We start from the raw sequence: 23,897 nt of genomic DNA, 5'->3' as shown, positions 1-23,897 counted from the left end.
CCACGGTCTCCGGGAGACCGTGGGGATCTTTTTGTGTCCGAGGGGGGACTTGAACCCCCACGCCCGATAAAGGGCACTAGCACCTCAAGCTAGCGCGTCTGCCATTCCGCCACCCGGACAAGGTGTCGGCCGCTCCGGGGGCTGGCCCCGTGGCGACGAAGAGAACCTTATCAAGGTCTCGGAGCGGCCTTCACCAGCACCTATGCGACTACGGCGCCGTCATCCGCCGCTCCACCTCCGGGTGCTTCTTCAGCCACGCCGTGACCGCCTCCGCCTGGTGGCCCTGGCCCCGCTTGTTGATCTCGATCTCCAGGGTGCCGAGCTCGTCCTCGGTCATCTTGAAGTTCTTGAACCACTTCGTGAGCTGCGGGTACTGCTTGGTGAACGCCTTGCTGGTGACCGTGCGGATGGTGTCGCCCTTGCCGAAGAGGCCCTTGGGGTCCTTCAGCTTGGTCAGGTCGTACTTGCTGTAGGCCCAGTGCGGCGTCCACAGGAGCACCGCGATCGGCTCCTTCTTGGCGTACGCGCGCTTCAGCTCGGCGAGCATCGCCGGCGTGGAGCCGTTGACGACCTTGTACTCCTTGTCGAGGCCGTAGCCCGGCACGACATCCTTCGTGAGGATGTCCATCGTGCCGGTGCCGCCCTCGATGCCGACGATCTTGCCGTTGAACTCCTTGGCCCTGCCCTTGAGGTCCTCGACCGACTTGATGCCCTTCACGTAGGACGGGACGGCGATCTCGAGCGAGGTGGGCCCGTACCAGGAGCCGAGGGTCGCGACCTTGTTCTTGTACTTGTCCCAGTAGCTCTTCTGCGTATACGGCAGCCAGGCGTCGAAGTTGACGTCGAGGTCACCGGTGGAGAGACCCGTGTAGACCGGGCCGACGTCCATCTGCTTCAGGTTGAGCTTGTAGCCGCGGCTCTCCAGAACGTGCTTCCAGAGGAAGGTGACCGCGATGTCCTCGTCCCAGGGGAACCAGGCGACGTTGACGGGGCGCTTGGCCTCGGCGGGGGTCGACTGCTTCTTGACCGGGGCCAGCTTGTCGACGACGCCCGGGTTCTTCTTCAGCCACGCCTTGACGGCGTCCTGCTGCTTGCCCTTGCCCGACTTGTTGATCTCGGCCTCAAGGCTGGTGAGCTGCTTCTCGCTCAGCTTGAAGTCCTTGACCCACTTGTTGACCTCGGGGAAGTCCTTGCCGAAGCCCTTGCGGGCCAGCGAGTGGATGCCGTCGCCCTTGCCCCAGGCGCCCTTCGGGTCCTTGAGCTTGGTGAGCTTGTAGTCGTTGTACGCCCAGTGCGGCGACCACAGCGGGACGACGATCGGCTTCTTCTTGGCGTACGCGCGCTTCAGCTCGGCCAGCATCGCCGGCGTCGAGCTGTCGACGACCTTGTACTCCTTGTCGAGGCCGTAGGCCTTGAGCACCTTGCTCTTGAGCAGCGCCGTCTCACCCGCGCTCGCCTCGATGCCGGTGATCTTGCCGTCGAACTTCGACGCCTGCCCCTTCAAGTCCTCCATGGACTTGATGTCCTTCATGTAGGACGGCACGGCCAGTTCAAGGGAGGTGGGGCCGAACCAGGAACCGAGGTCTTCCAGGTCCTTGCCGTACTTCTTCCAGTACTCGGCGTGCGTGACCGGCAGCCAGGAGTCGGTCTGGAAGTCGACCGTGCCGCCCGCGAGCGACGTGTAGAGCGGTCCGGCGTCGAACTGCTTGGTCTCGACGTCGAAACCGCGCTGCTCCAAGATCTCCTTCCACAGGAACGTCGAGGCGACGCCCTCGTCCCACGGGATGTAGCCGATGGAGATCTTCTTGCCCTGGCCCACGTTCGTGGACGAGGCGGCCGGGGCGGCCCCACCGCTGTTCTGCCCGAACATGCCCATGCCGCCCGCGACGAGCGCGAGGACGACGACACCGACCACGGCGACGGCCGGGCGGGGACGGTACGACCAGATCTTCAGGCCCTGCGCGGACCGCAGCTTGTTGAGCGCCCGGCGGCCGAGCGGGGACACCTGCTGGCCGAGCGAGCTGGTCATCCGGTCCAAGTAGATCGCCAGGATCACGATCGAGACGCCGGACTCGGCGCCCAGGCCGACGTTCAGCTGGCCGATGGCCTCGTTGACCGCGCCACCGAGACCGCCGGTGCCGACCATGCCCGCGATGGCGGCCATCGACAGGCCCAGCATGATGACCTGGTTGACACCCGCCATGATCGTCGGGAGAGCCAGTGGAAGCTGCACGCGGAACAAGGTGTTGCGCGGCGTCGTACCGAACGCGTCGGCGGCCTCGACCAGTTCCTTGTCGACCTGCCGGATGCCCAGCTCGGTCATGCGCACGCCCGGCGGCACCGCGAAGATCAGCGTCGCGACGATACCGGCCGGAGCACCCGAGCCGAAGAACAGGATCGCCGGGATCAGGTAGACCATCGCCGGCAGCGTCTGCATCAGGTCGAGGACCGGACGGAACAGATTGCTGACCCGGCTCGAACGCGCCGCCCAGATACCCAGCGGCACACCGATGATCAACGCGATCAGTGTCGACACGAGGACGAGCGACAGGGTCTCCATCGCCTTGTCCCACAGCTCCAGGTTCTGGATGAACCAGAGCCCGATGAACGTGAGAACCGCCGCCAGCGTGCCGCGCAGCCAGAAGGCGATCACGGCGAAGATGCCCGCGAGCAGCAGCGGTTCGGGGGCCTGGAGGAGTTCGGTCAGGCCGTTGTAGACACCGTTGAAGATGCTCTCGAAGAAGCCGAACAGCCAGTCCAGGTGGACGAGCATCCACTGGACGACGTCATTGACCCAGTCACCAAAGGGAATCCTAGGCACCAGCGATCACCTTCTTCGCCGGCTCGTCCTCGATGAGGTCGGAGGCCGCTCCATTGGCTTCCACGGTCTTCGTCGGCTCACCGAGCACGGCCAGCAGCCGCTCGCGCGGCACCACACCGACAAGGTCACCCGCGTCGTTCACGACGGCCACGGGTATCTCGCTCGTCGAGCACGGCGTAAAGAGCTCGACGATGGGCGTGTCCTCGTGGACCCTCGCCGGGGCGTCCGCCATCGCGTAGCCCTCCGCCGGCTCGGCCATGATCGCCCGCGCGCTCAGCACACGGGAGCGGTCGACGTCCTGCGTGAAGGAGGCCACGTAATCGTTGGCCGGCGTGACGAGAATGTCCTCGGCCGAACCGATCTGGACGATGCGACCGTCGCGCATGACCGCGATGTTGTCGCCCAGACGCATGGCCTCGTTCAGGTCGTGCGTGATGAAGACGATCGTCTTCTTCAGCGTCTTCTGCAGCTCAAGGAGCTGGTCCTGCATGTCGCGCCGGATCAGCGGGTCGAGCGCGCTGAACGACTCGTCCATCAGCAGCAGATCGGCGTCGGTGGCGAGCGCGCGGGCCAGGCCCACACGCTGCTGCATACCGCCGGACAGCTCGTCGGGGAAGGACTTCTCCCACCCCTCAAGGCCGGCCAGACGCAGCGCCTCGATCGCCCGCTCCTCGCGTTCGGCGCGCGGAACGCCCTGCACCTCGAGGCCGTAGCCCGCGTTCTCCATCACGGAGCGGTGCGGGAACAGCGCGAAGTGCTGGAACACCATGCTGATCTTGCGGGCGCGGACCTCGCGCAGTTCGCGCGGAGCCAGGGCGGTCAGGTCCTCGCCGTCGAACTTCACATGTCCCGACGTCGGCTCCAGGAGGCCGTTGAGCATCCGCAGCAACGTCGACTTGCCCGATCCCGACAGGCCCATGACGACGAAGATCTGGCCGGGCTCGACGGTGAACGACGCGTCGATCACGGCGGCCGTGGTTCCTTCGGCGCGCAGCTCCTCACGGTCCGCGCCGCCGCGGAGCTTGTCCACAGCCTCCTGTTGTCTCCCGCCGAACACCATGTACAGGTGTTCGGCAACCAGTCTGGAGGACACACCGACCTCTATTCTCTTTACTCTTTGACCTGTGAAAGGTTGAAAAGCGATATACGTGGCTCGAGGTCGCGCCTGCCCCCTGTCGGACCAGCGCAAACACAAAAAAGTGCCGGTCGAGAAAAATCTCGACCGGCACTCTGTAAGTGTCCGAGGGGGGACTTGAACCCCCACGCCCGATAAAGGGCACTAGCACCTCAAGCTAGCGCGTCTGCCATTCCGCCACCCGGACAAGGTGTGCGTCGCTGCGCGGGGTGTTCCCCGCGGCGACACCTCAACAATACCAAGGTTTCGGAGTGGCTTTCACCTGCGTATCGGGGCACCCCGGACGCGGGCGGACCGGCTACTTCTTGATGCCGATGCCCTTCGGGTTCAGGTGGGCGATGTGACCGCTCTCCGTGCCGGCCGACGGGTCGATCACGCAGTCGATGAGCGCCGGGCCGCCGGAGGCGATCGCCTCGGTCAGCGCGGCCGTGACCTCGGCGGGTGTGGTGGCCCGGTAGCCCTTGCCGCCGAAGGACTCGATCATCTGGTCGTGGCGAGCCGCGCTCATCAGCGTCGTGGGAGCGGGAGCGTCGCCGATCACCTCGTCGCCCCGGTAGACGCCGCCGTTGTTCATGATCACGGTGACGACCGGCAGGTTGTAGCGGCAGATCGTCTCCAGCTCCATGCCGCTGAAGCCGAAGGCGCTGTCGCCCTCGATGGCGACGACGGGCGCTCCGCCGCTCTCGACCGCGGCCGCGATCGCGTAGCCCATGCCGATGCCCATGACGCCCCAGGTGCCGGAGTCGAGGCGGCGGCGCGGGTGGTGCATGTCGATGACGTTGCGGGCGATGTCGAGGGTGTTGGCGCCCTCGTTGACGATGTACGTCTCCGGGTGCTGGTGGACGACGTCGCGGACCGCCTTGAGCGCGCCCATGAACTGCATGGGGTGCGGGTCGGCCTCCAGGCGCTTGGCCATCTTGGCGACGTTCTGCTCCGAGCGGGCCGCGAGCTCCTCGCGCCAGGCGGCGGGCGCGCTGACCTGGCCGGGCTTGGTGCGGTCGGCGAGCTGGTCGAGGACGGATTCGATGTCGCCGACGAGGGGCGCCGCGATGGGCTGGTTGGAGTCCATCTCCCTCGCTTCGATGTCGACCTGGATGAATTTCGCGTCCGGGTTCCAGCCGCGCTCGCCGTGGTTGAGCAGCCAGTTCAGGCGGGCGCCGACCAGCATGACGACGTCGGCCTTCTTCAGGGCGAGGGAGCGGGCCGTCGCCGCCGACTGCGGGTGGTCATCGCGGAGCAGGCCCTTCGCCATGGACATCGGTACGTACGGGATGCCCGTCGACTCGATGAGGTGACGGATCTTGTCGTCGGCCTGTGCGTAGGCCGCGCCCTTGCCGAGGACGATCAGGGGACGCTCCGCGTTCTCCAGGAGGTCGATCGCGCGGTCCACCGCCTCGGGGGCGGGCAGCTGGCGCGGCGCCGGGTCGACCAGGCGGGAGAGAGTCCGCTCCCCCTCCCCCTTGTCCATGACCGCGCCGAGGACCGCCGCGGGGATGTCGAGGTAGACGCCGCCGGGGCGGCCGGAGACCGCGGTGCGCAGGGCGCGGGCGATGCCGCGGCCGATGTCCTCGACGCGGCTGACGCGGTAGGCGGCCTTCACGAAGGGCTGGGCCGCGGCGAGCTGGTCCATCTCCTCGTAGTCGCCCTGCTTGAGGTCGACGAGGTGGCGCTCGCTGGAGCCGGAGATCTGCACCATCGGGAAGCAGTTGGTGGTGGCGTTGGCGAGGGCGACCAGGCCGTTGAGGAAGCCGGGGGCCGAGACGGTCAGACAGATGCCGGGCGTCTTGGTGAGGTAGCCGGCGATCGCGGCGGCGTGGCCGGCGTTGGACTCGTGGCGGAAGCCGATGTAGCGGATGCCCTCGGCCTGCGCGAGGCGGGCCAGGTCCGTCACCGGGATGCCTACGAGGCCGTAGATCGTGTCGACGTCGTTCTTCTTCAGGGCGTCGACGACGAGGTGGTAGCCGTCGGTGAGCTCGCCCGGCGCGTCGGCTCCTGCCGCGGCCTCGGCGGTCTGTTCAGCGGTCGAGTCAGCGGTCATGATCCGGGTTCCTCCTTGGACGGGTCCCTGCCGGTGCGCCTCATGCGCGTACGGCCGGTGCGGCTCCTGTTCTCACCTTCGACAGGCTGCGGCGCCCCGTCCAAGACCCATCGGCTTCCAGGCGATAAATGGCGTCTATCGAGAGTCAAGCGGGTGTCAAATCCCCTGCTGTGGGCGGTCGTTCGGTCTTGATAAGCCGTTGCTATCGGGTGTTCGTGAGTGCGTATTGGACGTGCGCGGCCGCTGACCGCACGCTCGCTGAGGATGGGAGGTGGAAGGCATGGCCACGTCGGCCCTGACCGTCACGGGGCTCGCCGATCTCCTCGACCGGCAGGCTCGTGCGCGGCCCCACGCTCCCGCGCTCGTCACCACCGGGCGACACGGTGACGAGCGGGTTCCCCTGTCGTACGAGGCGTTGGGCGCGCTCGCGGACCAGGAGGCGGGGCGGTTCGCCGCCGCGGGTCTGGGGGCCGGTGACGTGCTCGGGCTCGTCGCGGGCAACACCGTCGAGTTCGTGGTCGCGCTGCTCGGTGCGGCTCGCGCGGGGGTGGTCGCCGCTCCTCTGGATCCGGGCCTGTCGGATGCCGAACTGCGGTTGCGGGTTGGTGATTTGGGGGCGAGCGCCGTGCTCGGCGGCGACGGGGTCATCGGCGTCGGCGTTGATGCCGGCGCCCGGCGCCGTGCGGGGAAGGAAGGCGCGCTCGTCCTGTTCACCGCGGGGGCCACGGGCCGCGCCCGCATGGTGCCGCTCACGCACGCCAATGTGGCGGCGTCCGTCAACAACATCTGCGGCACCTACGCGTTGGGGCCCGACGACGCGACCGTCGCGGTCATGCCGTTCTTCCACGGGCACGGGCTCTTCGCCTCGCTCCTGTCCACGCTCGCCAGCGGGGGGTGTGTGCTGCTGCCGGCAGGCGGGCGGTTCTCGGCCGAGACGTTCTGGGCGGATCTGCGGGCGGCGGCGGCGAGTTGGTTCACGGCGGTGCCGACGATCCACGAGGCGCTGCTCGACCGCTCGTCGGAGGCAGCCGACGTGGGGGCGCCGCCGCCGCTGCGGTTCGTACGCAGTTGTGGCGCGCCGCTCAACGCCGCGTCCCAGCGGGCCCTTGAGCGGATGTTCGGCGCGCCACTGCTGTCCGCGTACGGGATGACCGAGGCCGCGCACCAGATCTCCAGCGAGCCGCTGCCGGAGCGCGGGCCGCTCAAGCACGGCACGGTGGGGCGGGCGACCGGGGTGCGGCTGCGCGTCGTCGACCAGGACGGGAAGGTGTGTCCGGCCGGGGTGCGGGGTGAGGTGTGGGTGCGGGGACCCTCCGTGGCCGGTGGGGGTGGTGGATGGTTGCGTACGGGGGACCTGGGGTGGCTCGACGAGGACGGGTACCTGTCGTTGACCGGGCGGATCGAGAGCCTCATCGTCCGGGGTGGGCGGACGATCTCGCCCGAGTACGTGGAGGATGTGCTCGCCGGATGTCCGTCGGTGGCCGAGGCGGCGGTGTTCGCGGTGGGTGGGGAGCGGATCGGGGCCGCGGTGGTGGTGCGTGGGGAGGAGTGTGTGGGGGCGGAGGACGTGTTGCGGTACTCGCGGCAGCGGTTGGCCGCGGCGGCGGTGCCGGACCGGATCGTCTTCGTGTCCGCCCTGCCGAGGACGGCGCAGGGAGGGTTGGACCGGTTGGCCGTGCGGGAGCGGTACGGGTGAGTGGACGCCTCGGGGCGCTGCCCCGGACCCCGCGGGCTCTCGTCCCGAAGCGGGCCTTAATTTGCCGGGACCCTCTGCTCGAACACCTCGTCCAGGTTCAGTGCCGTCGCCGCGCTCACGAACGCCCTCGCCGCCACCGAGCCCGGGGTTCCCGCGTGGATGGCCACCGAGACCTGGGCGCCCGCCTCCGGGTCGATCAGCGGCAGCGCTCGCGTGCGGCCGTCCACCGGCATCGCGCGCAGCCAGGTGTGGGGCACGACGCTGGCCCATTCGCCGCCGCCCACATGGGCGTACAGGGAGGCGATGGAGTCGGTCTCGACCTGGGGGGTGACCTCCAGGCCCTTGTTCGCGAAGACCTTGTCGATGATCTGGCGGATGCGCATGTCGGGTGTCAGCAGTGCCAGGGGGAGCTGCGCCGCGTCCGCCCAAGTGAGGCTGCTCGTACGGGACTTGAACTGGTCGTCCGAGACCAGGAGCATGTACCGCTCCTGGTAGAGGGGAACCACTTGCAGGCCCTCCTGGTCGTCCGGGTCGAAGTGGGCGATGGCCACGTCGAGTTCGAAGTCGCGGAGTTGGCGGTGCAGTTCTTTCGTGGAGAGGCGCGAGCGGACCTGGACCTTTGCCAGAGGGTGTGCCGAGCAGAAGGCGCCCACCGGGAGTGCCAGTGTCGTCGACGCCGTGGGGTCCGTGCCCAGGCGCAGCGTTCCCGTGATGCCCGACTGGACCGCGGCGACCTCGGCCTTGAACGCGTCCTGCTCCGCGAGGATGCGTTTCGCCCACACCACCAGGCGCTCGCCCTCCGGGGTGAGGCCCTGGTAGTTGTGGCCGCGGTTGATCAGCGTGACGTTCAGCTCGCGCTCCAGCTTGGCTATCGCCGCGGAGAGCGCGGGCTGGGAGACGTAGCAGGATTCGGCGGCGCGTGCGAAGTGCCGCTCGCGCGCCACCGCCACGAAGTACTCCAACTGCCGGAACAGCATGTACGTCTCCTCTGCCACGTGATCTTCATCCGTAGCGTGCTACGGCAGCACGGTGCGTGCCAATAGGTCGGTCGCCGCGTGGATCGCACGCAGCGTGGGTGCCTCGGCGCCGGTGATGTCGGCCATCTCCACCACCGCTGTCACGATGGCGTCCAGTTCCAGCTGTTTTCCCGCTTCCAGGTCCTGGAGCATGGAGGTCTTGTGGGCTCCTACGCCCTCGGCGCCGCGCAGGCGTTTCTCGATGGAGATCTCCGGGGTCGAGCCGACGCGGGCGGCGATGTCGAGGATCTCCTCCATGACGCGGGCGACCATGGTGCGGGTCGGTGGGTGCCGGCACATGTCGGTCATGGTGGCCCGGGTCAGCGCGCTGATCGGGTTGAAGGCCGCGTTGCCCATGAGCTTGATCCAGATGTCGTCGCGCAGGTTCTGCTCGACGGGGCACTTGAGGCCGCCCGCGACCATGGCCTCGCTGAGGTCCGTGCAGCGTCGCGAGAGACTGCCGTCGGGCTCCCCTATGGAGAAGCGGGTGCCTTCCAAGTGCCGTATGACGCCCGGGGATTCGATGACCGTGGCCGGGTAGACGACGCAGCCGATCGCGCGCTCGGGCGGCAGCACCTTGCTCGTCGCGCCGCCCGGGTCGACCGCCTCGATGCGCCGACCCTCGTACGGGCCCGTCAGCTTGTGGAAGTACCACCACGGGACGCCGTTCTGCCCGGCCACCAGCGCGGTGTGTTCGCCGAGCAGCGGGGCGACGAGCGAGCCGCACGACGGGTACGAGTGGGCCTTGAGGCCGAGGAACACGTAGTCCACGGGGCCGATCTCGTTCGGGTCGTCGGTGGCGTGCGGGTGGGCGGTGAAGTCGCCGCGCGGGCTGAGCACGCGGACGCCTTCCGCCTGGATGGCGCGCAGATGGTCCTTGCGCGCGACGAGGTGCACGTCCGCGCCGCCGCGGTGCAGGGCCGCGCCGACGTACGCGCCGATGGCTCCGGCGCCGACAACTGCGATCTTCATCGTGGTGCCTCCTGGGTTCGAGGGTGTGGAGGTACGTGCACGCATGCCGTCGGCTGTCGCACCCGCGCGCCGCACAGCACGGGGGTGCCCGATGGCACGACGTACGGAGATGCAGAAATGGGCGCGGCCGCCGCGCGTGCCCTGTCGCGCGGCGGCCGCTGGGAAGGTGGCCCGGGAGGGCCTCAGCGCATGAGCTTCACGGCCGCGACCACGAGCGGGTCGAAGCCGTCCGCTCCGTCGTCCACGAGCGCGTAGAGCCGCTGCCGCATCCTCGGGTCCCAGAACTTCGTGACGTGTCCGGCGATCGCCTCGGCCGCCGCCGCGTCCGACAGATGGCCCTGGTTCGCGGCGATGTCGTTCGCCATCCGGCGTTCCGCCGGGACGGTGCCCGCCATGTCAGTCCACCACCGTGACGAGGTCGTCCGCCGCCTCGCGGGCGGCCCGGGCCTTCGGCGCGAGACCGACCTGCACGGCCGTGACCTTGTACTCCGGGCAGTTGGTCGCCCAGTCGGAGTTCTCGGTCGTCACCACGTTCGCGCCCGTCACCGGGTGGTGGAAGGTGGTGTAGACGACACCTGGTGGCATGCGGTCGGAGATCTGCGCGTGCAGCGTCGTCGCACCGACGCGGCTGGACATCGTGACGAGGTCGCCGTCGGTGATGCCGCGCTCCTCCGCGTCGTGCGGGTGCACCTCCAGGATGTCCTCGGGGTGCCAGGCGACGTTGCCGGTGCGGCGGGTCTGCGCGCCGACGTTGTACTGGCTGAGGATGCGGCCCGTGGTGAGGACCAGCGGGAAGCGGCGCGTGCTGCGTTCGTTGGTCGGTACGTAGGAGGTGACCGCGAACTTTCCCTTGCCGCGGGTGAAGGAGTCCACGTGCATGGTCGGTGTGCCCTCGGGGGCCTCCGCGTTGCACGGCCACTGGATGCTGCCGAGCTTGTCGATGAGGTCGAAGGAGACACCCGCGAACGTCGGGGTCACCGAGGCGATCTCGTCCATGATCTGCGACGGGTGGTCGTAGTCCATGGCGTAGCCCATGGCGGTGGCGATCTCGCACACGATCTGCCACTCGTGCTTCCCGGACTTCGGCGGCATCACCGACCGCACGCGGTTGACGCGCCGCTCGGCGTTGGTGAACGTGCCGTCCTTCTCCAGGAAGGAGGCGCCGGGCAGGAAGACATGGGCGAACTTCGCCGTCTCGTTGAGGAACAGGTCCTGGACCACGACGAGTTCCATGGCTGCGAGGGCCGCCGTGACGTGCTGGAGGTTCGGGTCCGACTGGGCGATGTCCTCGCCGTGCACGAACAGGCCGCGGAAGTCGCCTTCGATCGCCGCGTCGAACATGTTGGGGATGCGCAGGCCCGGATCCGGCAGGAGGTCCCGGCCCCACAGGTTCTCGAAGACACCACGCACCGCGTCGTCGGAGATGTGCCGGTAGCCGGGCAGCTCGTGCGGGAAGGAGCCCATGTCGCAGGAGCCCTGTACGTTGTTCTGCCCGCGCAGCGGGTTGACGCCGACGCCGTCGCGGCCGATGTTGCCGCAGGCCATCGCGAGGTTGGCCATTCCCATGACCATCGTCGAGCCCTGGCTGTGCTCGGTGACACCGAGGCCGTAGTAGATGGCGCCGTTGCCCGCGGACGCGTAGAGGCGCGCTGCCGCGCGCAGTTCGGCGGCCGGGACGCCGCTGATCTCCTCCGTCGCCTCGGGGCTGTTCTCCGGGCGGGACACGAACTCGGCCCAGTCCTCGTAACCTTCGCAGCGCTCCGCGACGAAGTTCTCGTCGACGAGGCCCTCGGTGACGACGACGTGCGCCATCGCGTTGACGACGGCGACGTTCGTGCTGGGGCGCAGCTGGAGGTGGTGCTGTGCCTCGATGTGCGGGGAGCGCACCAGGTCGATGCGGCGCGGGTCGACGACGATCAGCTTGGCGCCCTCGCGCAGGCGGCGCTTCATCCGGGAGGCGAACACCGGGTGGCCGTCGGTGGGGTTGGCGCCGATGACCATGATGACGTCGGCCTCGGCGACGGACCGGAAGTCCTGGGTGCCGGCCGATTCGCCGAAGGTCTGCTTGAGCCCGTAGCCGGTCGGCGAGTGGCAGACGCGGGCGCACGTGTCGATGTTGTTGTTGGCGAAGGCGGCGCGGACCATCTTCTGGACGACGTACACCTCTTCGTTGGTGCAGCGGGAGGAGGAGATGGCGCCGATGGAGCCGGAGCCGTACCGGCCCTGGATCTCTTGGAAGCGGCGGGCCACCGTGCCGATCGCCTCGTCCCACTCGACCTCGCGCCACGGGTCGGTGATGCGGTCGCGGACCATGGGCTTGAGCTTGCGGTCGGGGTGGGTGGCGTAGCCGAAGGCGAAGCGGCCCTTGACGCAGGAGTGGCCCTCGTTGGCGCCGCCGTCCTTGTGGGGGACCATGCGGACGAGTTCGTCGCCGCGCAGCTCGGCCTTGAACGAGCAGCCGACACCGCAGTACGCGCATGTGGTGACGACGGACCGCGTCGGCATGCCGAGATCAACTACCGACTTCTCCTGGAGAGTTGACGTCGGGCAGGCCTGGACGCAGGAGCCGCAGGACACGCACTCGGAGTCCATGAACAACTCCCCCGCGCCCGCCGACACCTTCGACTCGAAGCCGCGCCCCTCGATGGTCAGCGCGAACGTGCCCTGTGTCTCGTCACAGGCACGCACACACCGCGAGCAGGCGATGCACTTCGACGGGTCGAAGTCGAAGTACGGGTTGGAGGTGTCCTTCTCGGCGTCGAGGTGGTTGGCACCCTCGTAGCCGTAGCGGACCTGGCGCAGGCCCACCACGCCTGCCATGTCCTGGAGTTCGCAGTCTCCGTTGGCGGGGCAGGTGAGGCAGTCGAGCGGGTGGTCGGAGATGTACAGCTCCATGACGCCCTGGCGGAGCTTCTCCACCTTCGGGGTCTGCGTCTTCACCGACATGCCGTCCGTACACGGTGTCGTACAGGACGCGGGGGTGCCGCGCCGACCGTCGATCTCGACCACGCACAGCCGGCAGGAGCCGAACGCCTCCAGGCTGTCGGTGGCGCACAGTTTCGGTACCTCGATGCCGGCCTCGGCGGCCGCCCGCATCACGGACGTGCCCTCCGGGACCATCACCTGTTGTCCGTCGATCTCCACCGAGACCGTGGGCGCTCCGGGGCGTTCCGGAGTGCCGAAGTCGGGTTCCTTCAGAAGCGTCATGCCTGGCCCTCCGTTCGAGTGTTGCCCCGCTGTACGGGGTGGATCTCCAGGAGCCGACGGTCGCCGCGGCCGACGAAGTCGTCGGCGAAGTGCGCGAGCGCGCTGCGTACGGGCATCGGTGTAAGACCGCCCATGGCACACAGTGAACCATCGGTCATCAGCTCGCACAGGTCCTCCAGCAGCGCGAGATTCTCGTCCTGCTGCTCACCGGCCACGATCCGGTCGATGACCTCGACGCCGCGCACCGAACCGACCCTGCAGGGCGTGCACTTGCCGCAGGACTCCTCGGCGCAGAACTCCATCGCGAAGCGGGCCTGCGCCGCCATGTCGACGGTGTCGTCGAAGACGACCACGCCGCCGTGCCCGAGCATCGCCCCGGCCTCCGCGAGGGCCTCGTAGTCCATCGGCAGGTCGAACCGCGCCTCCGGCAGATACGCGCCGAGCGGCCCGCCCACCTGCACGGCCCGCGCGGGCCGGCCGCTCAAGGTCCCCCCGCCGTAGTCCTCGATCAGCTCACGCAGGGTGATACCGAAGGCGGTCTCGACGATGCCGCCGCGCTTGATGTTGCCGGCGAGCTGGAAGACCTGGGTGCCGCGGGAGCGGCCGACGCCGAGGTCCTGGTAGGCCTTGGCGCCGTCGGCGAGGACGACGGGGACGGTGGTGAGGGTGAGGACGTTGTTCACCACGGTCGGCCTGCCGAACAGGCCCTCGATCGCGGGGATCGGGGGTTTCGCGCGGACCATGCCGCGCTTGCCCTCCAGGCTCTCCAGCATGGAGGTCTCCTCGCCGCAGATGTACGCGCCGGCGCCGACGCGGATGTGCAGGTCGAAGTCGAGCGACGAGCCGAGGATGCCCGCGCCGAGCCAGCCGCGCCCGCGGGCGATGTCGATCGCGGTGTTCATGGTGGCGATGGCGTCGGGGTATTCGGAGCGGATGTAGAGATAGCCCTCGCGCGCGCCGACGGCGTGGGCGGCGATCGTCATGCCCTCGATGAGAAGGAAGGGGTCGCCCTCCATGACCATGCGGTCGGCGAAGGTGCCGCTGTCGCCCTCGTCGGCGTTGCAGCAGATGAACTTGAGCTCGTCGGCGCAGTCGAGCACCGTCTTCCACTTGATGCCCGCCGGGAAGCCGGCGCCGCCACGACCGCGAAGCCCGGAGTCGGTGACCTCGGTGACGACGTCGGCGGGCTCCATCTCCAGGGCCGCACGCAGTCCTTGCAGTCCCCCGTGGGCCTCGTAGTCCTCGGGCGAGAGCGGATCGGTGACGCCGACGCGGGCGAAGGTGACGCGGTTCTGCCGTGCCAGCCAAGGGAGTTGGTCGACCGGACCGAGGCGCAACGGGTGGTCGGCGCCGTCGAGCATTCCGGCGGCGAGGAGGCCGGGGACGTCTTCGGGAGTGACCGGGCCGTATCCGATGCGGCCCTCGGGGGTCACGACCTCGACGAGGGGTTCGAGCCAGAGCAGCCCGCGCGAGCCGTTGCGAACGACGTCGACACCGAACCCGCCCTCGATCGCGGCCAGTTCGAGTTGTTGCGCCACCTCGTCGGCGCCGACGGAACGGGCCGCCGCGTCGCGCGGAACGTACACGGTGGCCGTGTTTCTCGTGGTGTTCTCCGACGTCACTTGTCACACCGTCCCGTTGAGGATCGCGCCGAGCCGGGCCGGGGTCACACGCCCGTGCAGCCGACCGTTCGCCTCCACCGAGGGGCCGAGCGCGCAGTTGCCGAGACAGAAGACCTGGTCGACGGTGACAGTGCCGTCGGCACTTGTTTCGCCGAGCGTCAGACCCGACTCCCGTACGTGGCCCAACAGGCGGTCGGCGCCCAGGGCCTGGCAGGCTTCGGCGCGGCAGATGCGGACGGTGGAGCGGCCCGCGGGCTCACGGCGGAAGTCGTGGTAGAAGGTCACCACTCCGTGGATGTCGGCCCGCGAGAGGTTGAACTCGTCGGCGAGGACGGGGATCGCCTCCTGCGGTACGCACCCCAACTTGGCCTGTACGGCGTGGAGTACGGGCAGCAGCGCGCCGCGCTCGCCACGGTGCGCGGCCGCCGCTCTCCTCACCACGCCCTCGACCGACACGTCCGTCCCGCTGGTCGTCATGATCGATCCGCCTTCCGTCATGCGGGCCTCCGGCGCGGGTGCAGGGGACCCCAGCACTACCCCATACAGACTTCTGTATACAGAAGCCCGGTGTAAAGAAGCGGGACGAAATCGAGCGGAGTCGATCGACCGACTTCCGTACACCGGGCCGGTGTTCACGAGGCCACGAGCACGGGCTCCTGGTCCGTTTGGTCCGTCACGGCGGCCAGTTCCGTCAGCCACGGCAGGACGAGGTCCCGCACAAGGTGCTCGCCGCCCCCGTCCTCCCCGAGCAGGGCCGACGCGGGTACCCGCACGGGGTCGGCGCAGACCGTCGAGGTCGCGCTGCCGCTCGGGCCAGGACCAGCCGCCCGGGCCGGCACGTACAGATCGGGGGCGTGGGCCGGGACCAGCCACAGGCTCCGCCCTCCCATCCCGACCCCGGCCGGTCCGCTCGACCAGAGGTAGCTGTCGGCCTCGCCCGCGGCGACCACATGGCGCTTGCGGCCTTGCAGGGTGACGACCTCGCCGGTGCGGCGCGCCGTCGTCTCCGGCCCGTCCTCCTCCAGGGCCAGCGAGCAGAGATGACGCCCGGCGGCGATCTCGGCGCGCACCCAGGCGCCGCCGCACGCCTCGACGACGGCCACCGCCGCGTAGTGCGAGCGGAGCACGGTCGCGGCGGCCGGGCAGACGTGTGCGACGCGGGCCACGACATCGGCGGCTTCGACCAACCCCCGCCCGCCACCGCCGAGTTCGGGGGCGACGGTGAGGCCGAGCAGTCCGGCGCGGCCGAGCGCGGTGACGCCGGACCGGGGGAATCTGCCTTGCATGCGGGCCGGTTCGCCGCCGGATGCGACGGCGCCTGTCAGGACGTGAGCGAGTGCGGTGCGGTACGACACGGGGCGACCCCCTCGTCAGATTTGTGAGCTGCCGCGATGCGGCGCAGTAATTGCATACAGTATTCCGATGCGGTCCGGCGGGGCCAGAGGTGTGCGCGGCCGAGTTTCAACCACCTTGCAAGGACGGCGAGTTGGGGCTACGCGGTGATCTCCCGCAACAGCCCCGTCGCCACGTCGAAGACGAACCCGCGGACGTCGCCGGTGTGCGGCAGGAACGGCGACGTGCGCACCTTCCGCAGGGACTGCCGCACATCCTGGTCGACGTCGGTGAAGCCCTCCACCGCCCACGTCGGCCGCTGACCGACCTCGCGTTCCAGCTCGTGCCGGAACTCCTCGGTCAGCGACTGGAGTCCGCAGCCGGTGTGGTGGATCAGCACCACACTGCGGGTGCCGAGCGCCCGCTGGCTGATGGCCAGCGAGCGGATGGTGTCGTCGGTGACCACACCGCCCGCGTTGCGGACGGTGTGGCAGTCGCCGAGTCCCAGGCCGAGCGCGGCGTGCAGATCGATCCTCGCGTCCATGCAGGCGACGACGGCCACCTCCAGGACCGGGCGGGCGTCCATGCCGGGATCGGTGAACGCGGCGGCGTACCGTTCGTTCGCCTCGACGAGGCGGTCGACCACGGTGCCGTCCATCTCAGATGACGCCCTGTTCGGCGAGCTGCGCCAACTCCGCCGCATCCAGGCCGAGTTCGTCGGCGTAGATGTCACTGTTGTGCTCGCCCAGGAGCGGGGAGCCGGAGATGGTGGTCGGCGAGTCGGAGAGCTTGAGCGGGTTGCCGACCGTCGTGTACGAGCCGCGTCCGGGGTGCTCGACCTCGACGACCATCTCGTTGGAGACCAGCGACTCGTCCTCGATGATCTCCTTGGTGGAGAGGATCGGGCCGCAGGGGATGTTGTGGGCGTTGAGCCGGTCCAGGACCTCCCACTTGGGAAGCGTCGAGGACCACTCCTCGATCAGTTGGAACATCTTGTTGAGCTTCGGCAGGCGCGCCTCCGGGGTCGACCACTCCGGGTCGTCCGCCATCTCCGGCCTGCCTATCAGCTCGGCCATCGGCTTCCAGCCCACCGGCTGCACGATGACGTACACGTAGTCGTTGGGGCCGCCGGGCGCACACTTGACGGCCCAGCCGGGCTGTCCGCCGCCCGACGCGTTGCCGGAACGGGGGACCTCGTCGCCGAAGTCCTCGTTCGGGTACTCCGCCAACGGGCCGTGCGCGAGGCGCTGTTGGTCGCGCAGCTTCACGCGGCACAGGTTGAGCACCGCGTGCTGCATGGCTACGTTTACACGCTGCCCGCGCCCGGTGCTCTCGCGCTGGAACAGTGCCGCCAGGATGCCGGCGACCGTGTGGATGCCCGTCCCCGAGTCGCCGATCTGCGCACCCGTGGCCGTCGGCGGTCCGTCCTCGAAGCCCGTGGTGGCCATGGAGCCGCCCATGGCCTGCGCGACGACCTCGTAGGCCTTGAAGTTGGTGTACGGACCCTCGCCGAAGCCCTTGATGGAGGCGTAGATGATGCGGGGGTTGATCTCCTGGATGCGGTCCCAGGTGAAGCCCATCCGGTCCACCGCGCCCGGGCCGAAGTTCTCCACCATGACGTCCGAGCGGCGGATCAGCTCCGTGAGGATCTCCTTGCCGCGGTCGCTCTTGGTGTTCAGGGTGATGCTCCGCTTATTGGAGTTGAGCATCGTGAAGTAGAGGGAGTCGACGTCCGGGACGTCACGCAGCTGCTTGCGCGTGATGTCACCGGTCGGCGCCTCCAGTTTGACGACGTCCGCACCCAGCCACGCCAGCAACTGCGTTGCGGACGGGCCCGACTGAACGTGTGTCATATCGAGGACACGCACGCCCTCAAGAGCCTTGGTCATGATCGACACCCCACCTCTCGCTTACGCGTTCGGAGTTAGAGGACCGGCACATACCAATGTTCATACAGTATCCGTCGACTGTATGCAATCCTCGACGACAGTATTCCCCTGCCGTCGGCCGCTCGGTCCGCTACCTCGCGCGCTGGTGGTACGACGTGCGCGTGTGCTCGGTGTGCGCGCGCATGACCTGCGCCGCCCGGCCCTCGTCCCGGTCCGCGAGCGCCGCGATCAGCTCGCGGTGCTCCGCCCAGGACTGGTGTCCGCGCTGCCGCGCCACCGGCGTGTAGTACCAGCGCACCCGGCGGTCGACCTGTGCGGCCAGCTCCGCGAGGACCTCGTTGGCCGCCAACTCCATCACGGCGCCGTGCAGTTGCGCATTGAGCGCGACCGCCGCCTCCACGTCGTCCGCAGCGACCGCCCGCTCCCCCGCCTCGCACAGCTCCTCCAGCGCGGCGACAGCGGCGGCATCGGCCTTCCCTGCTGCGAGCCGGACCGCCTCGGTCTCCAGGAGCTGGCGGACCTTCAGGAGCTGGTCCGCCTCGTCCTCGGTCGGCTCGTGCACGAACGCGCCCTGCGCGGGCCGCAGATCGACCCACCCTTCGGTGCTGAGCCGCTGCAACGCCTCCCGTACGGGCTGTCTCGACACCCCGAGCTGCATCGCGAGTTCCGTCTCGACGAGATGCGCGCCGGGCGGCAGGGTGCGGTTGATGATGAGTTCGAGGAGTGCGCCGTAGACCCGCTCGCGCAGCGGTCCCGGCCGGTCCAGCCTGGGCACCGCACCTTGCGGCAGTCCTGCGGTCGGCAACATCGGGGGCCCCTTCCGTCCTGCGTCCACGGTGTCTCAACCCACGCTTCTCGCATGGGGATTGTCGTAGTTCTTGCCGAGGGCAATCCCAGCCTGTACACAATATCCCGTCGACACATCGTGTGCGCGGGGCGGGCGAGAACTCGCCCCGCGGCACGGCGGCGGGGTTCACGAGCGACGGGGAGCGCCCCCTGCGTCGCGCGGGACCCCGCCGCAGCTGCGTCAGGGCATCAGGTGGTAATCCGGGAAGTTGCCCGGCAGCCGCTCCCCCGACGGCCCTTCGGTGACCGCGCGGACCAGGAGTTCGCCGCCCACGAACGCGCCGCGCCACGACGCCCCGAACCCGCCGAACAGCTCGTCACGGTCCCCGCGCGAACGCGGCTTGCCGTGGCCGACCTTGAACGCCCGGATCTGTGGCGCGAGCCGCTCGTACGTCGCCTCGTCGTCGGTGGACAGGGTGGCGACCAGGGCCCCGTTGGAGGCGTTCATCGCCGCGAGGAGTTCCGCTTCCGTGTCGACGAGCACGATGGTGTCGACCGGGCCGAACGGCTCGGCGTGGTGCAGCGGCGAGGACGGCGGCGGGCCGAGCAGCGTCACCGGATGCACATACGCGCTGGTGTCCTGGCCCGGCAGGAACAGCGCCGGGTCCGCCGTGGAGCGGTGCAGCGGGACGGCGCCGCGGTCGATCGCCTCCGCGACCTGGTCGTGCAGCTCCTTCGCCTTCGCCGCGTTGATCAGCGGCCCGAAGTCGAGCGCCGGGTACGGGTCTTCGGCGTGCTCGACGGCCAGCGGGTGGCCGACGCGCAGGGTGCGTACGGCGGGCAGGTAGGCGGCGAGGAACTCGTCGAAGGCCTCCCGCTGCACGACGAACCGCGGGTAGGCGGTGCAGCGTTGCTTCCCGTAGTCGAAGAGCTTGGGGATGGCGGCCGTCAGCTTGTCCCAGTCGGTGAAGTTCCAGATGCCCCAGGTGTTGAGGCCCTCCTGTTCCAGGATGTGGCGCTTGCCGAGGTCGGCGACGTCCGTGGCGACCGCCGCGCCCGTGTCCCGGCCGCCGACGAAGGACACGCAGCCGATCTCCGGCGCCCGCACGAGCGCCTCGGAGAGCTGCCCGCCGCTGCCGCTGACCAGGGTGACCGGGATGCCCTCGCGGGCGGCCAGGGCGCAGGCCAGGGTGAGACACGAGACGCCGCCGTCGGTCGGCGTCTTGGCGATGACCGCGTTGCCGGCCAGGGCCTGGACCAGCATGGCGTGCACGAGCACGCTCATCGGGTAGTTCCAGCTCGCGATGTTCGACACGGGCCCGGCCAGCGGGGTGCGCTCGCCCAGGATCTCGTCGATGCCGTCGACGTACCAGCGCACGCCGTCGATGGCGCGGTCGACGTCGGCCTGCGCGAGGCGCCACGGCTTGCCGATCTCCCAGACGAGGAGCAGGGCGAGGAGTTCGCGGTGCTGGGTGAGGGCGTCGAGGGTCGCGGCGACGCGGGCGCGCCGCTCGGGCAGCGGGATGTGCCGCCAGGCGCGGTGCTGGTCGAGGGAGGCGCGCACGGCCTGGTGGGCGGTGTCGGCGTCGAGGCGGGGCGGGCCCGCGATGGGGCTGCCGTCGACGGGGCTGGTGGCGGGCAGGGCGCGGCCGTCGGCCTGCCAGGCGCCGTTCCACAGGTTCAGGACGCGGTCGTCCTGGAAGGCCTCGGGGGCGACGGCGAGGCAGCGCTGCCAGGCGTCGGACCAGGAGGTGTTCGCCTTGAGGGTGGTTGCCATTGTTCGGTCTCCGCTCACGGTGCACAGTCGGGGCGGTGTACTTCATGGCTGGTGGTGCTGTGGACGGGAGGTGCCCAAAGGACACCCCCCGTATGCCAACATCCTTACTGGGATGGCCAGTTGCGGCCTATGACAAGCGTCACTGCCCGTCGGCGAGGCGGTCCAGGACGAGCCGTGCCGTCTCCGTCGGTGTCGAGCCGACGCGGACGCCGACCGCTTCGAGCGCCTCCTTCTTGGCCGCTGCCGTACCCGAGGAGCCGGAGACGATGGCGCCGGCGTGGCCCATCGTCTTGCCCTCGGGCGCGGTGAATCCGGCGATGTAGCCGACGACGGGCTTGGTGACGTGCTCGCGGATGTGGGCAGCTGCCCGTTCCTCGGCGTCGCCGCCGATCTCCCCGATGAGCACGATGAGTTCGGTCTCGGGGTCGGCCTCGAAGGCTTCGAGGCAGTCGATGTGGGTGGTGCCGATGACGGGGTCGCCGCCGATGCCCACACACGTCGAGAAGCCGATGTCGCGCAGTTCGTACATGAGTTGGTAGGTGAGGGTGCCGGACTTGGAGACGAGGCCGATGCGGCCCGGCTTGGTGATGTCGGCCGGGATGATGCCCGCGTTCGAGGCGCCGGGCGAGATGAGGCCCGGGCAGTTGGGCCCGATGATGCGGGTGCCCTTCTGCTTCGCGTACGCGTGGAAGGCGACGGCGTCGTGCACCGGGATGCCCTCCGTGATGACGACGGCGAGCGGGATGCCCGCGTCGGCCGCCTCGATGACGGCGCCCTTGGCGAAGGCCGGCGGCACGAAGACGACGGTGACATCGGCTCCGGTGGCGGCCATGCCCTCGGCGACGCTGCCGAAGACGGGGACGTCGCGGCCGTCGAGGTCGACGCTGCGCCCGGCCTTGCGGGGGTTGACGCCGCCGACGACGTCGGTGCCCGCCTGGAGCATGCGGCGGGTGTGCTTCATGCCCTCGGCGCCGGTCATGCCCTGGACGAGGACCTTGCTCTCCTGGGTCAGGTAGATGGCCATGTCCCGGCTCCTTAAAGGGGGTTGGGGGCGAGGGCGAGGTCGGCGGCCTGGCGTGCGGCGCCGTCCATGGTGGTGGCCTGGGCGACCAGGGGATGGGCGCGCTCCTCGAGGATGGTCCGGCCGCGTGCCGCGTTGTTCCCGTCGAGGCGGACGACGAGCGGTTTGGTCAACTGGACGCGTTCCAGGGCCTGGACGATGCCGTCGGCGACCGCGTCGCAGGCGGTGATGCCGCCGAAGACGTTGACGAAGACGGACTTCACGGACGGGTCGGAGATGATGACGTCGAGCCCGTCCGCCATGATCTGCGCGGAGGCACCGCCGCCGATGTCGAGGAAGTTGGCGGGCTTCGCACCGCAGCCCGCGACCACGTCGAGGGTGGACATGACGAGCCCGGCACCGTTGCCGATGATGCCGACCTCGCCGTCGAGCTTCACATAGTTGAGCCCCTTGGCCGCCGCCCGGGCCTCCAGCGGTTCCTCGTACGCTGCCTCCTGCTCGCCCCAACGGGCATTGCGAAAGCGGGCGTTGTCGTCGAGGGTCACCTTGCCGTCGAGCGCGAGGATCTGCCCCTGCGCGGTGCGCACGAGCGGGTTCACCTCGACGAGCACCGCGTCCTCGCGGGTGAGGACCTCCCACAGGCGGACGAGGACGTCGACGGTCTGCGACGGCAGCCCTGCCGCCTCGGCGATGCGCGCCGCGACGGCCGAGGTGACGCCGACGGCCGGGTCGATGGGGATCCGGGCCACGGCCTCGGGCCGGGTGGCGGCGACCTCCTCGATCTCCATGCCGCCCTCGGCCGAGGCGATGGCGAGGAAGGTGCCGGCCGCGCGGTCGAGGACGTAGGAGACGTAGAACTCGCTGTCGATCTCTACGGGTTGGGCCAGCATCACCTTGCGCACGGTGTGGCCCTTGATGTCCATGCCGAGGATCTGGCGCGCGGTCAGTTCGGCGGCGGCCGGGTCGGCGGCGAGCCTGACGCCGCCCGCCTTGCCGCGCCCGCCCGTCTTGACCTGCGCCTTGACGACGACGCGGCCGCCGAGACGGCGAGCGAACTCCCGCGCCTCCTTGGCGGATTCGGTGACTTCGGCCCGCGGGACGGGGATGCCGTGCTCCGCGAACAGGTCCCTCGCTTGGTGTTCGTACAGGTCCATTTGCGGCTCCTGTCTCAGTTCCTGCTTCAGCCCCTGATTCGGCTACGGAAAGGAAAAGTGCTGCACGCCCCCTGGACACCACCCACGCAATGCGGGATACCAGTTTTCATACAGTATTCGGCGACTGTATGCAATGTACGATCCGACGGTGGACCGACCGTGGAACCGACCGTGGACCAGTAGCGAGGTGAGTCGTTCGTGACCAAGGCACTCGAGGGTGTGCGCGTCCTGGACATGACCCATGTCCAGTCAGGCCCATCCGCCACGCAGATGCTGGCGTGGCTGGGTGCGGACGTCGTCAAACTGGAGGCGCCGACCGGTGACATCACACGCAAGCAACTGCGTGACATCCCGGACGTCGACTCCCTCTACTTCACGATGCTCAACTGCAACAAGCGGAGCATCACCCTGAACACCAAGACAGAGCGCGGCAAGGAGCTGCTGACCGAACTGATCCGCCGGTCCGACGTGCTGGTGGAGAACTTCGGCCCCGGAGCCGTCGACCGGATGGGGTTCACCTGGGACCGCATCCAGGAGATCAACCCCCGCATCATCTACGCCTCCATCAAGGGCTTCGGCGAGGGCCCGTACACCAACTTCAAGGCCTACGAGGTCGTCGCCCAGGCCATGGGCGGCTCCATGTCGACCACCGGCTTCGAGGACGGACCACCCCTCGCGACGGGCGCGCAGATCGGCGACTCCGGCACCGGCATCCACACCGTCGCCGGCATCCTCGCTGCCCTGTTCCAGCGCGAGAACACCGGGCGCGGGCAGCGTGTCAACGTAGCCATGCAGCACGCGGTGCTCAACCTGTGCCGCGTGAAGCTGCGCGACCAACAGCGGCTCGCGCACGGCCCGTTGGCCGAGTACCCCAACGAGGACTTCGGCGACGAGGTGCCGCGCTCCGGCAACGCCTCGGGCGGCGGACAGCCCGGCTGGGCGGTCAAGTGTGCGCCCGGCGGACCCAACGACTACGTGTACGTCATCGTGCAGCCGGTGGGCTGGAAGCCGCTCACCGAGCTGATCGGGCGGCCCGAGCTGGCCGAGGACGCCGACTGGGCCACGCCCGAGGCGCGCCTGCCGAAGCTCAACAAGATGTTCCAGCTGATCGAGGAGTGGTCGTCCACCCTCCCCAAGTGGGAGGTCCTCGACCAGCTCAACGCCCACAACATCCCCTGCGGCCCGATCCTCTCCACCAAGGAGATCATCGAGGACGAGTCGCTGGTGGCCAACGAGATGGTCGTCGAGGTGCCGCACTCCGGACGCGGCTCCTTCAAGACCGTCGGTTCCCCTCTCAAGCTCTCCGACTCCCCCGTCGACGTCACCTCCTCCCCGCTGCTCGGCGAGCACAACGCGGAGGTCTTCATCGGTGAACTCGGCCTCGGGGACGAAGAGTTGCACCTGCTCAAGTCGAACGGAGTGATCTGATTG

At 69.2% G+C, this 23,897-nt stretch carries 18 protein-coding genes and 2 tRNA genes; 2 read left to right on the top strand and 18 right to left on the bottom strand.

The window, feature by feature from the left end; translation table 11 throughout:
* Nucleotides 1-34 precede the first annotated feature (34 nt).
* The 5 genes from OG746_RS17420 to oxc form a co-directional block, all read right to left on the bottom strand.
* A tRNA-Leu gene (locus OG746_RS17420) sits at nt 35-119 on the bottom strand.
* A gap of 89 nt (nt 120-208) precedes the next feature.
* Nucleotides 209-2,821: an ABC transporter permease/substrate binding protein gene (locus OG746_RS17415; RefSeq protein WP_266715528.1), complete on the bottom strand. Its 2,613-nt coding sequence runs from the start codon at nt 2,819-2,821 to the stop codon at nt 209-211.
* Nucleotides 2,814-3,881 carry a quaternary amine ABC transporter ATP-binding protein gene (locus tag OG746_RS17410; RefSeq protein ID WP_266719021.1) on the bottom strand — a complete coding sequence of 356 codons (1,068 nt, stop codon included), beginning with the start codon at nt 3,879-3,881 and terminating at the stop codon, nt 2,814-2,816. The genes OG746_RS17415 and OG746_RS17410 overlap by 8 nt, the downstream gene beginning before the upstream one ends.
* Before the next feature lie 177 nt (nt 3,882-4,058).
* Nucleotides 4,059-4,143, bottom strand: a tRNA-Leu gene (locus OG746_RS17405).
* Between the two features lie 111 nt (nt 4,144-4,254).
* Nucleotides 4,255-5,994, bottom strand: coding sequence for an oxalyl-CoA decarboxylase (oxc, locus tag OG746_RS17400; protein WP_266715527.1), 1,740 nt, complete (start codon nt 5,992-5,994; stop codon nt 4,255-4,257).
* A gap of 280 nt (nt 5,995-6,274) precedes the next feature.
* Here oxc and OG746_RS17395 point away from each other — a divergent pair, with 280 nt between their 5' ends.
* Nucleotides 6,275-7,690 carry an AMP-binding protein gene (locus OG746_RS17395; protein ID WP_266715526.1) on the top strand — a complete coding sequence of 472 codons (1,416 nt, stop codon included), beginning with the start codon at nt 6,275-6,277 and terminating at the stop codon, nt 7,688-7,690.
* Between the two features lie 56 nt (nt 7,691-7,746).
* On the opposite strand, the gene OG746_RS17390 is transcribed toward OG746_RS17395, so the two are convergent.
* From OG746_RS17390 to sucC, 13 genes are all read right to left on the bottom strand, one after another.
* On the bottom strand, nt 7,747-8,667 hold the full coding sequence (locus OG746_RS17390) for a LysR family transcriptional regulator (protein WP_266719019.1): 921 nt from the start codon (nt 8,665-8,667) through the stop codon (nt 7,747-7,749).
* A gap of 39 nt (nt 8,668-8,706) precedes the next feature.
* Nucleotides 8,707-9,678 (bottom strand): 2-dehydropantoate 2-reductase, encoded by a 972-nt coding sequence (locus tag OG746_RS17385; RefSeq protein WP_266715525.1) that lies wholly within the window; start codon nt 9,676-9,678, stop codon nt 8,707-8,709.
* Between the two features lie 182 nt (nt 9,679-9,860).
* Nucleotides 9,861-10,073 carry a formate dehydrogenase subunit delta gene (locus OG746_RS17380; RefSeq protein WP_266715524.1) on the bottom strand — a complete coding sequence of 71 codons (213 nt, stop codon included), beginning with the start codon at nt 10,071-10,073 and terminating at the stop codon, nt 9,861-9,863.
* Between the two features lies 1 nt (nt 10,074).
* A complete protein-coding gene (gene fdhF, locus OG746_RS17375) occupies nt 10,075-12,885 on the bottom strand; it encodes a formate dehydrogenase subunit alpha (protein WP_266715523.1) in 2,811 nt (936 codons plus the stop codon).
* Nucleotides 12,882-14,507 (bottom strand): formate dehydrogenase beta subunit, encoded by a 1,626-nt coding sequence (locus OG746_RS17370; protein WP_266715522.1) that lies wholly within the window; start codon nt 14,505-14,507, stop codon nt 12,882-12,884. Before OG746_RS17370 ends, fdhF begins: the two co-directional genes overlap by 4 nt.
* Before the next feature lie 3 nt (nt 14,508-14,510).
* A complete protein-coding gene (locus tag OG746_RS17365) occupies nt 14,511-15,005 on the bottom strand; it encodes an NAD(P)H-dependent oxidoreductase subunit E (RefSeq protein WP_266715521.1) in 495 nt (164 codons plus the stop codon).
* Nucleotides 15,006-15,139: 134 nt separating this feature from the next.
* Nucleotides 15,140-15,862 (bottom strand): acyl-CoA dehydrogenase family protein, encoded by a 723-nt coding sequence (locus OG746_RS17360; RefSeq protein WP_266715520.1) that lies wholly within the window; start codon nt 15,860-15,862, stop codon nt 15,140-15,142.
* Nucleotides 15,863-15,999: 137 nt separating this feature from the next.
* Entirely contained in the window at nt 16,000-16,542 is a 543-nt protein-coding gene (locus OG746_RS17355; protein ID WP_266715519.1) for a beta-class carbonic anhydrase, read from the bottom strand.
* Nucleotides 16,499-17,728: a formyl-CoA transferase gene (gene frc, locus OG746_RS17350; protein WP_266715518.1), complete on the bottom strand. Its 1,230-nt coding sequence runs from the start codon at nt 17,726-17,728 to the stop codon at nt 16,499-16,501. The genes OG746_RS17355 and frc (OG746_RS17350) overlap by 44 nt, the downstream gene beginning before the upstream one ends.
* A gap of 130 nt (nt 17,729-17,858) precedes the next feature.
* A complete protein-coding gene (locus tag OG746_RS17345) occupies nt 17,859-18,533 on the bottom strand; it encodes a GntR family transcriptional regulator (protein ID WP_371591167.1) in 675 nt (224 codons plus the stop codon).
* Between the two features lie 222 nt (nt 18,534-18,755).
* Nucleotides 18,756-20,291, bottom strand: a complete 1,536-nt coding sequence (locus OG746_RS17340; RefSeq protein ID WP_266715516.1) for an aldehyde dehydrogenase family protein — start codon at nt 20,289-20,291, stop codon at nt 18,756-18,758.
* 139 nt (nt 20,292-20,430) lie between these two features.
* A complete protein-coding gene (sucD, locus tag OG746_RS17335; RefSeq protein WP_266715515.1) occupies nt 20,431-21,315 on the bottom strand; it encodes a succinate--CoA ligase subunit alpha in 885 nt (294 codons plus the stop codon).
* A gap of 11 nt (nt 21,316-21,326) precedes the next feature.
* On the bottom strand, nt 21,327-22,484 hold the full coding sequence (gene sucC, locus OG746_RS17330; protein ID WP_266719017.1) for an ADP-forming succinate--CoA ligase subunit beta: 1,158 nt from the start codon (nt 22,482-22,484) through the stop codon (nt 21,327-21,329).
* Nucleotides 22,485-22,664: 180 nt separating this feature from the next.
* Here sucC and frc (OG746_RS17325) point away from each other — a divergent pair, with 180 nt between their 5' ends.
* Nucleotides 22,665-23,894 (top strand): formyl-CoA transferase, encoded by a 1,230-nt coding sequence (gene frc, locus OG746_RS17325; protein WP_266715514.1) that lies wholly within the window; start codon nt 22,665-22,667, stop codon nt 23,892-23,894.
* Nucleotides 23,895-23,897: the final 3 nt, after the last annotated feature.

The sequence above is a fragment of the Streptomyces sp. NBC_01016 genome, from assembly GCF_026341035.1.
Lineage (GTDB): Bacteria > Actinomycetota > Actinomycetes > Streptomycetales > Streptomycetaceae > Streptomyces.
Note: the sequence above shows the minus strand (reverse complement) of the source record. Positions and strands in the feature narration are given on the sequence as shown.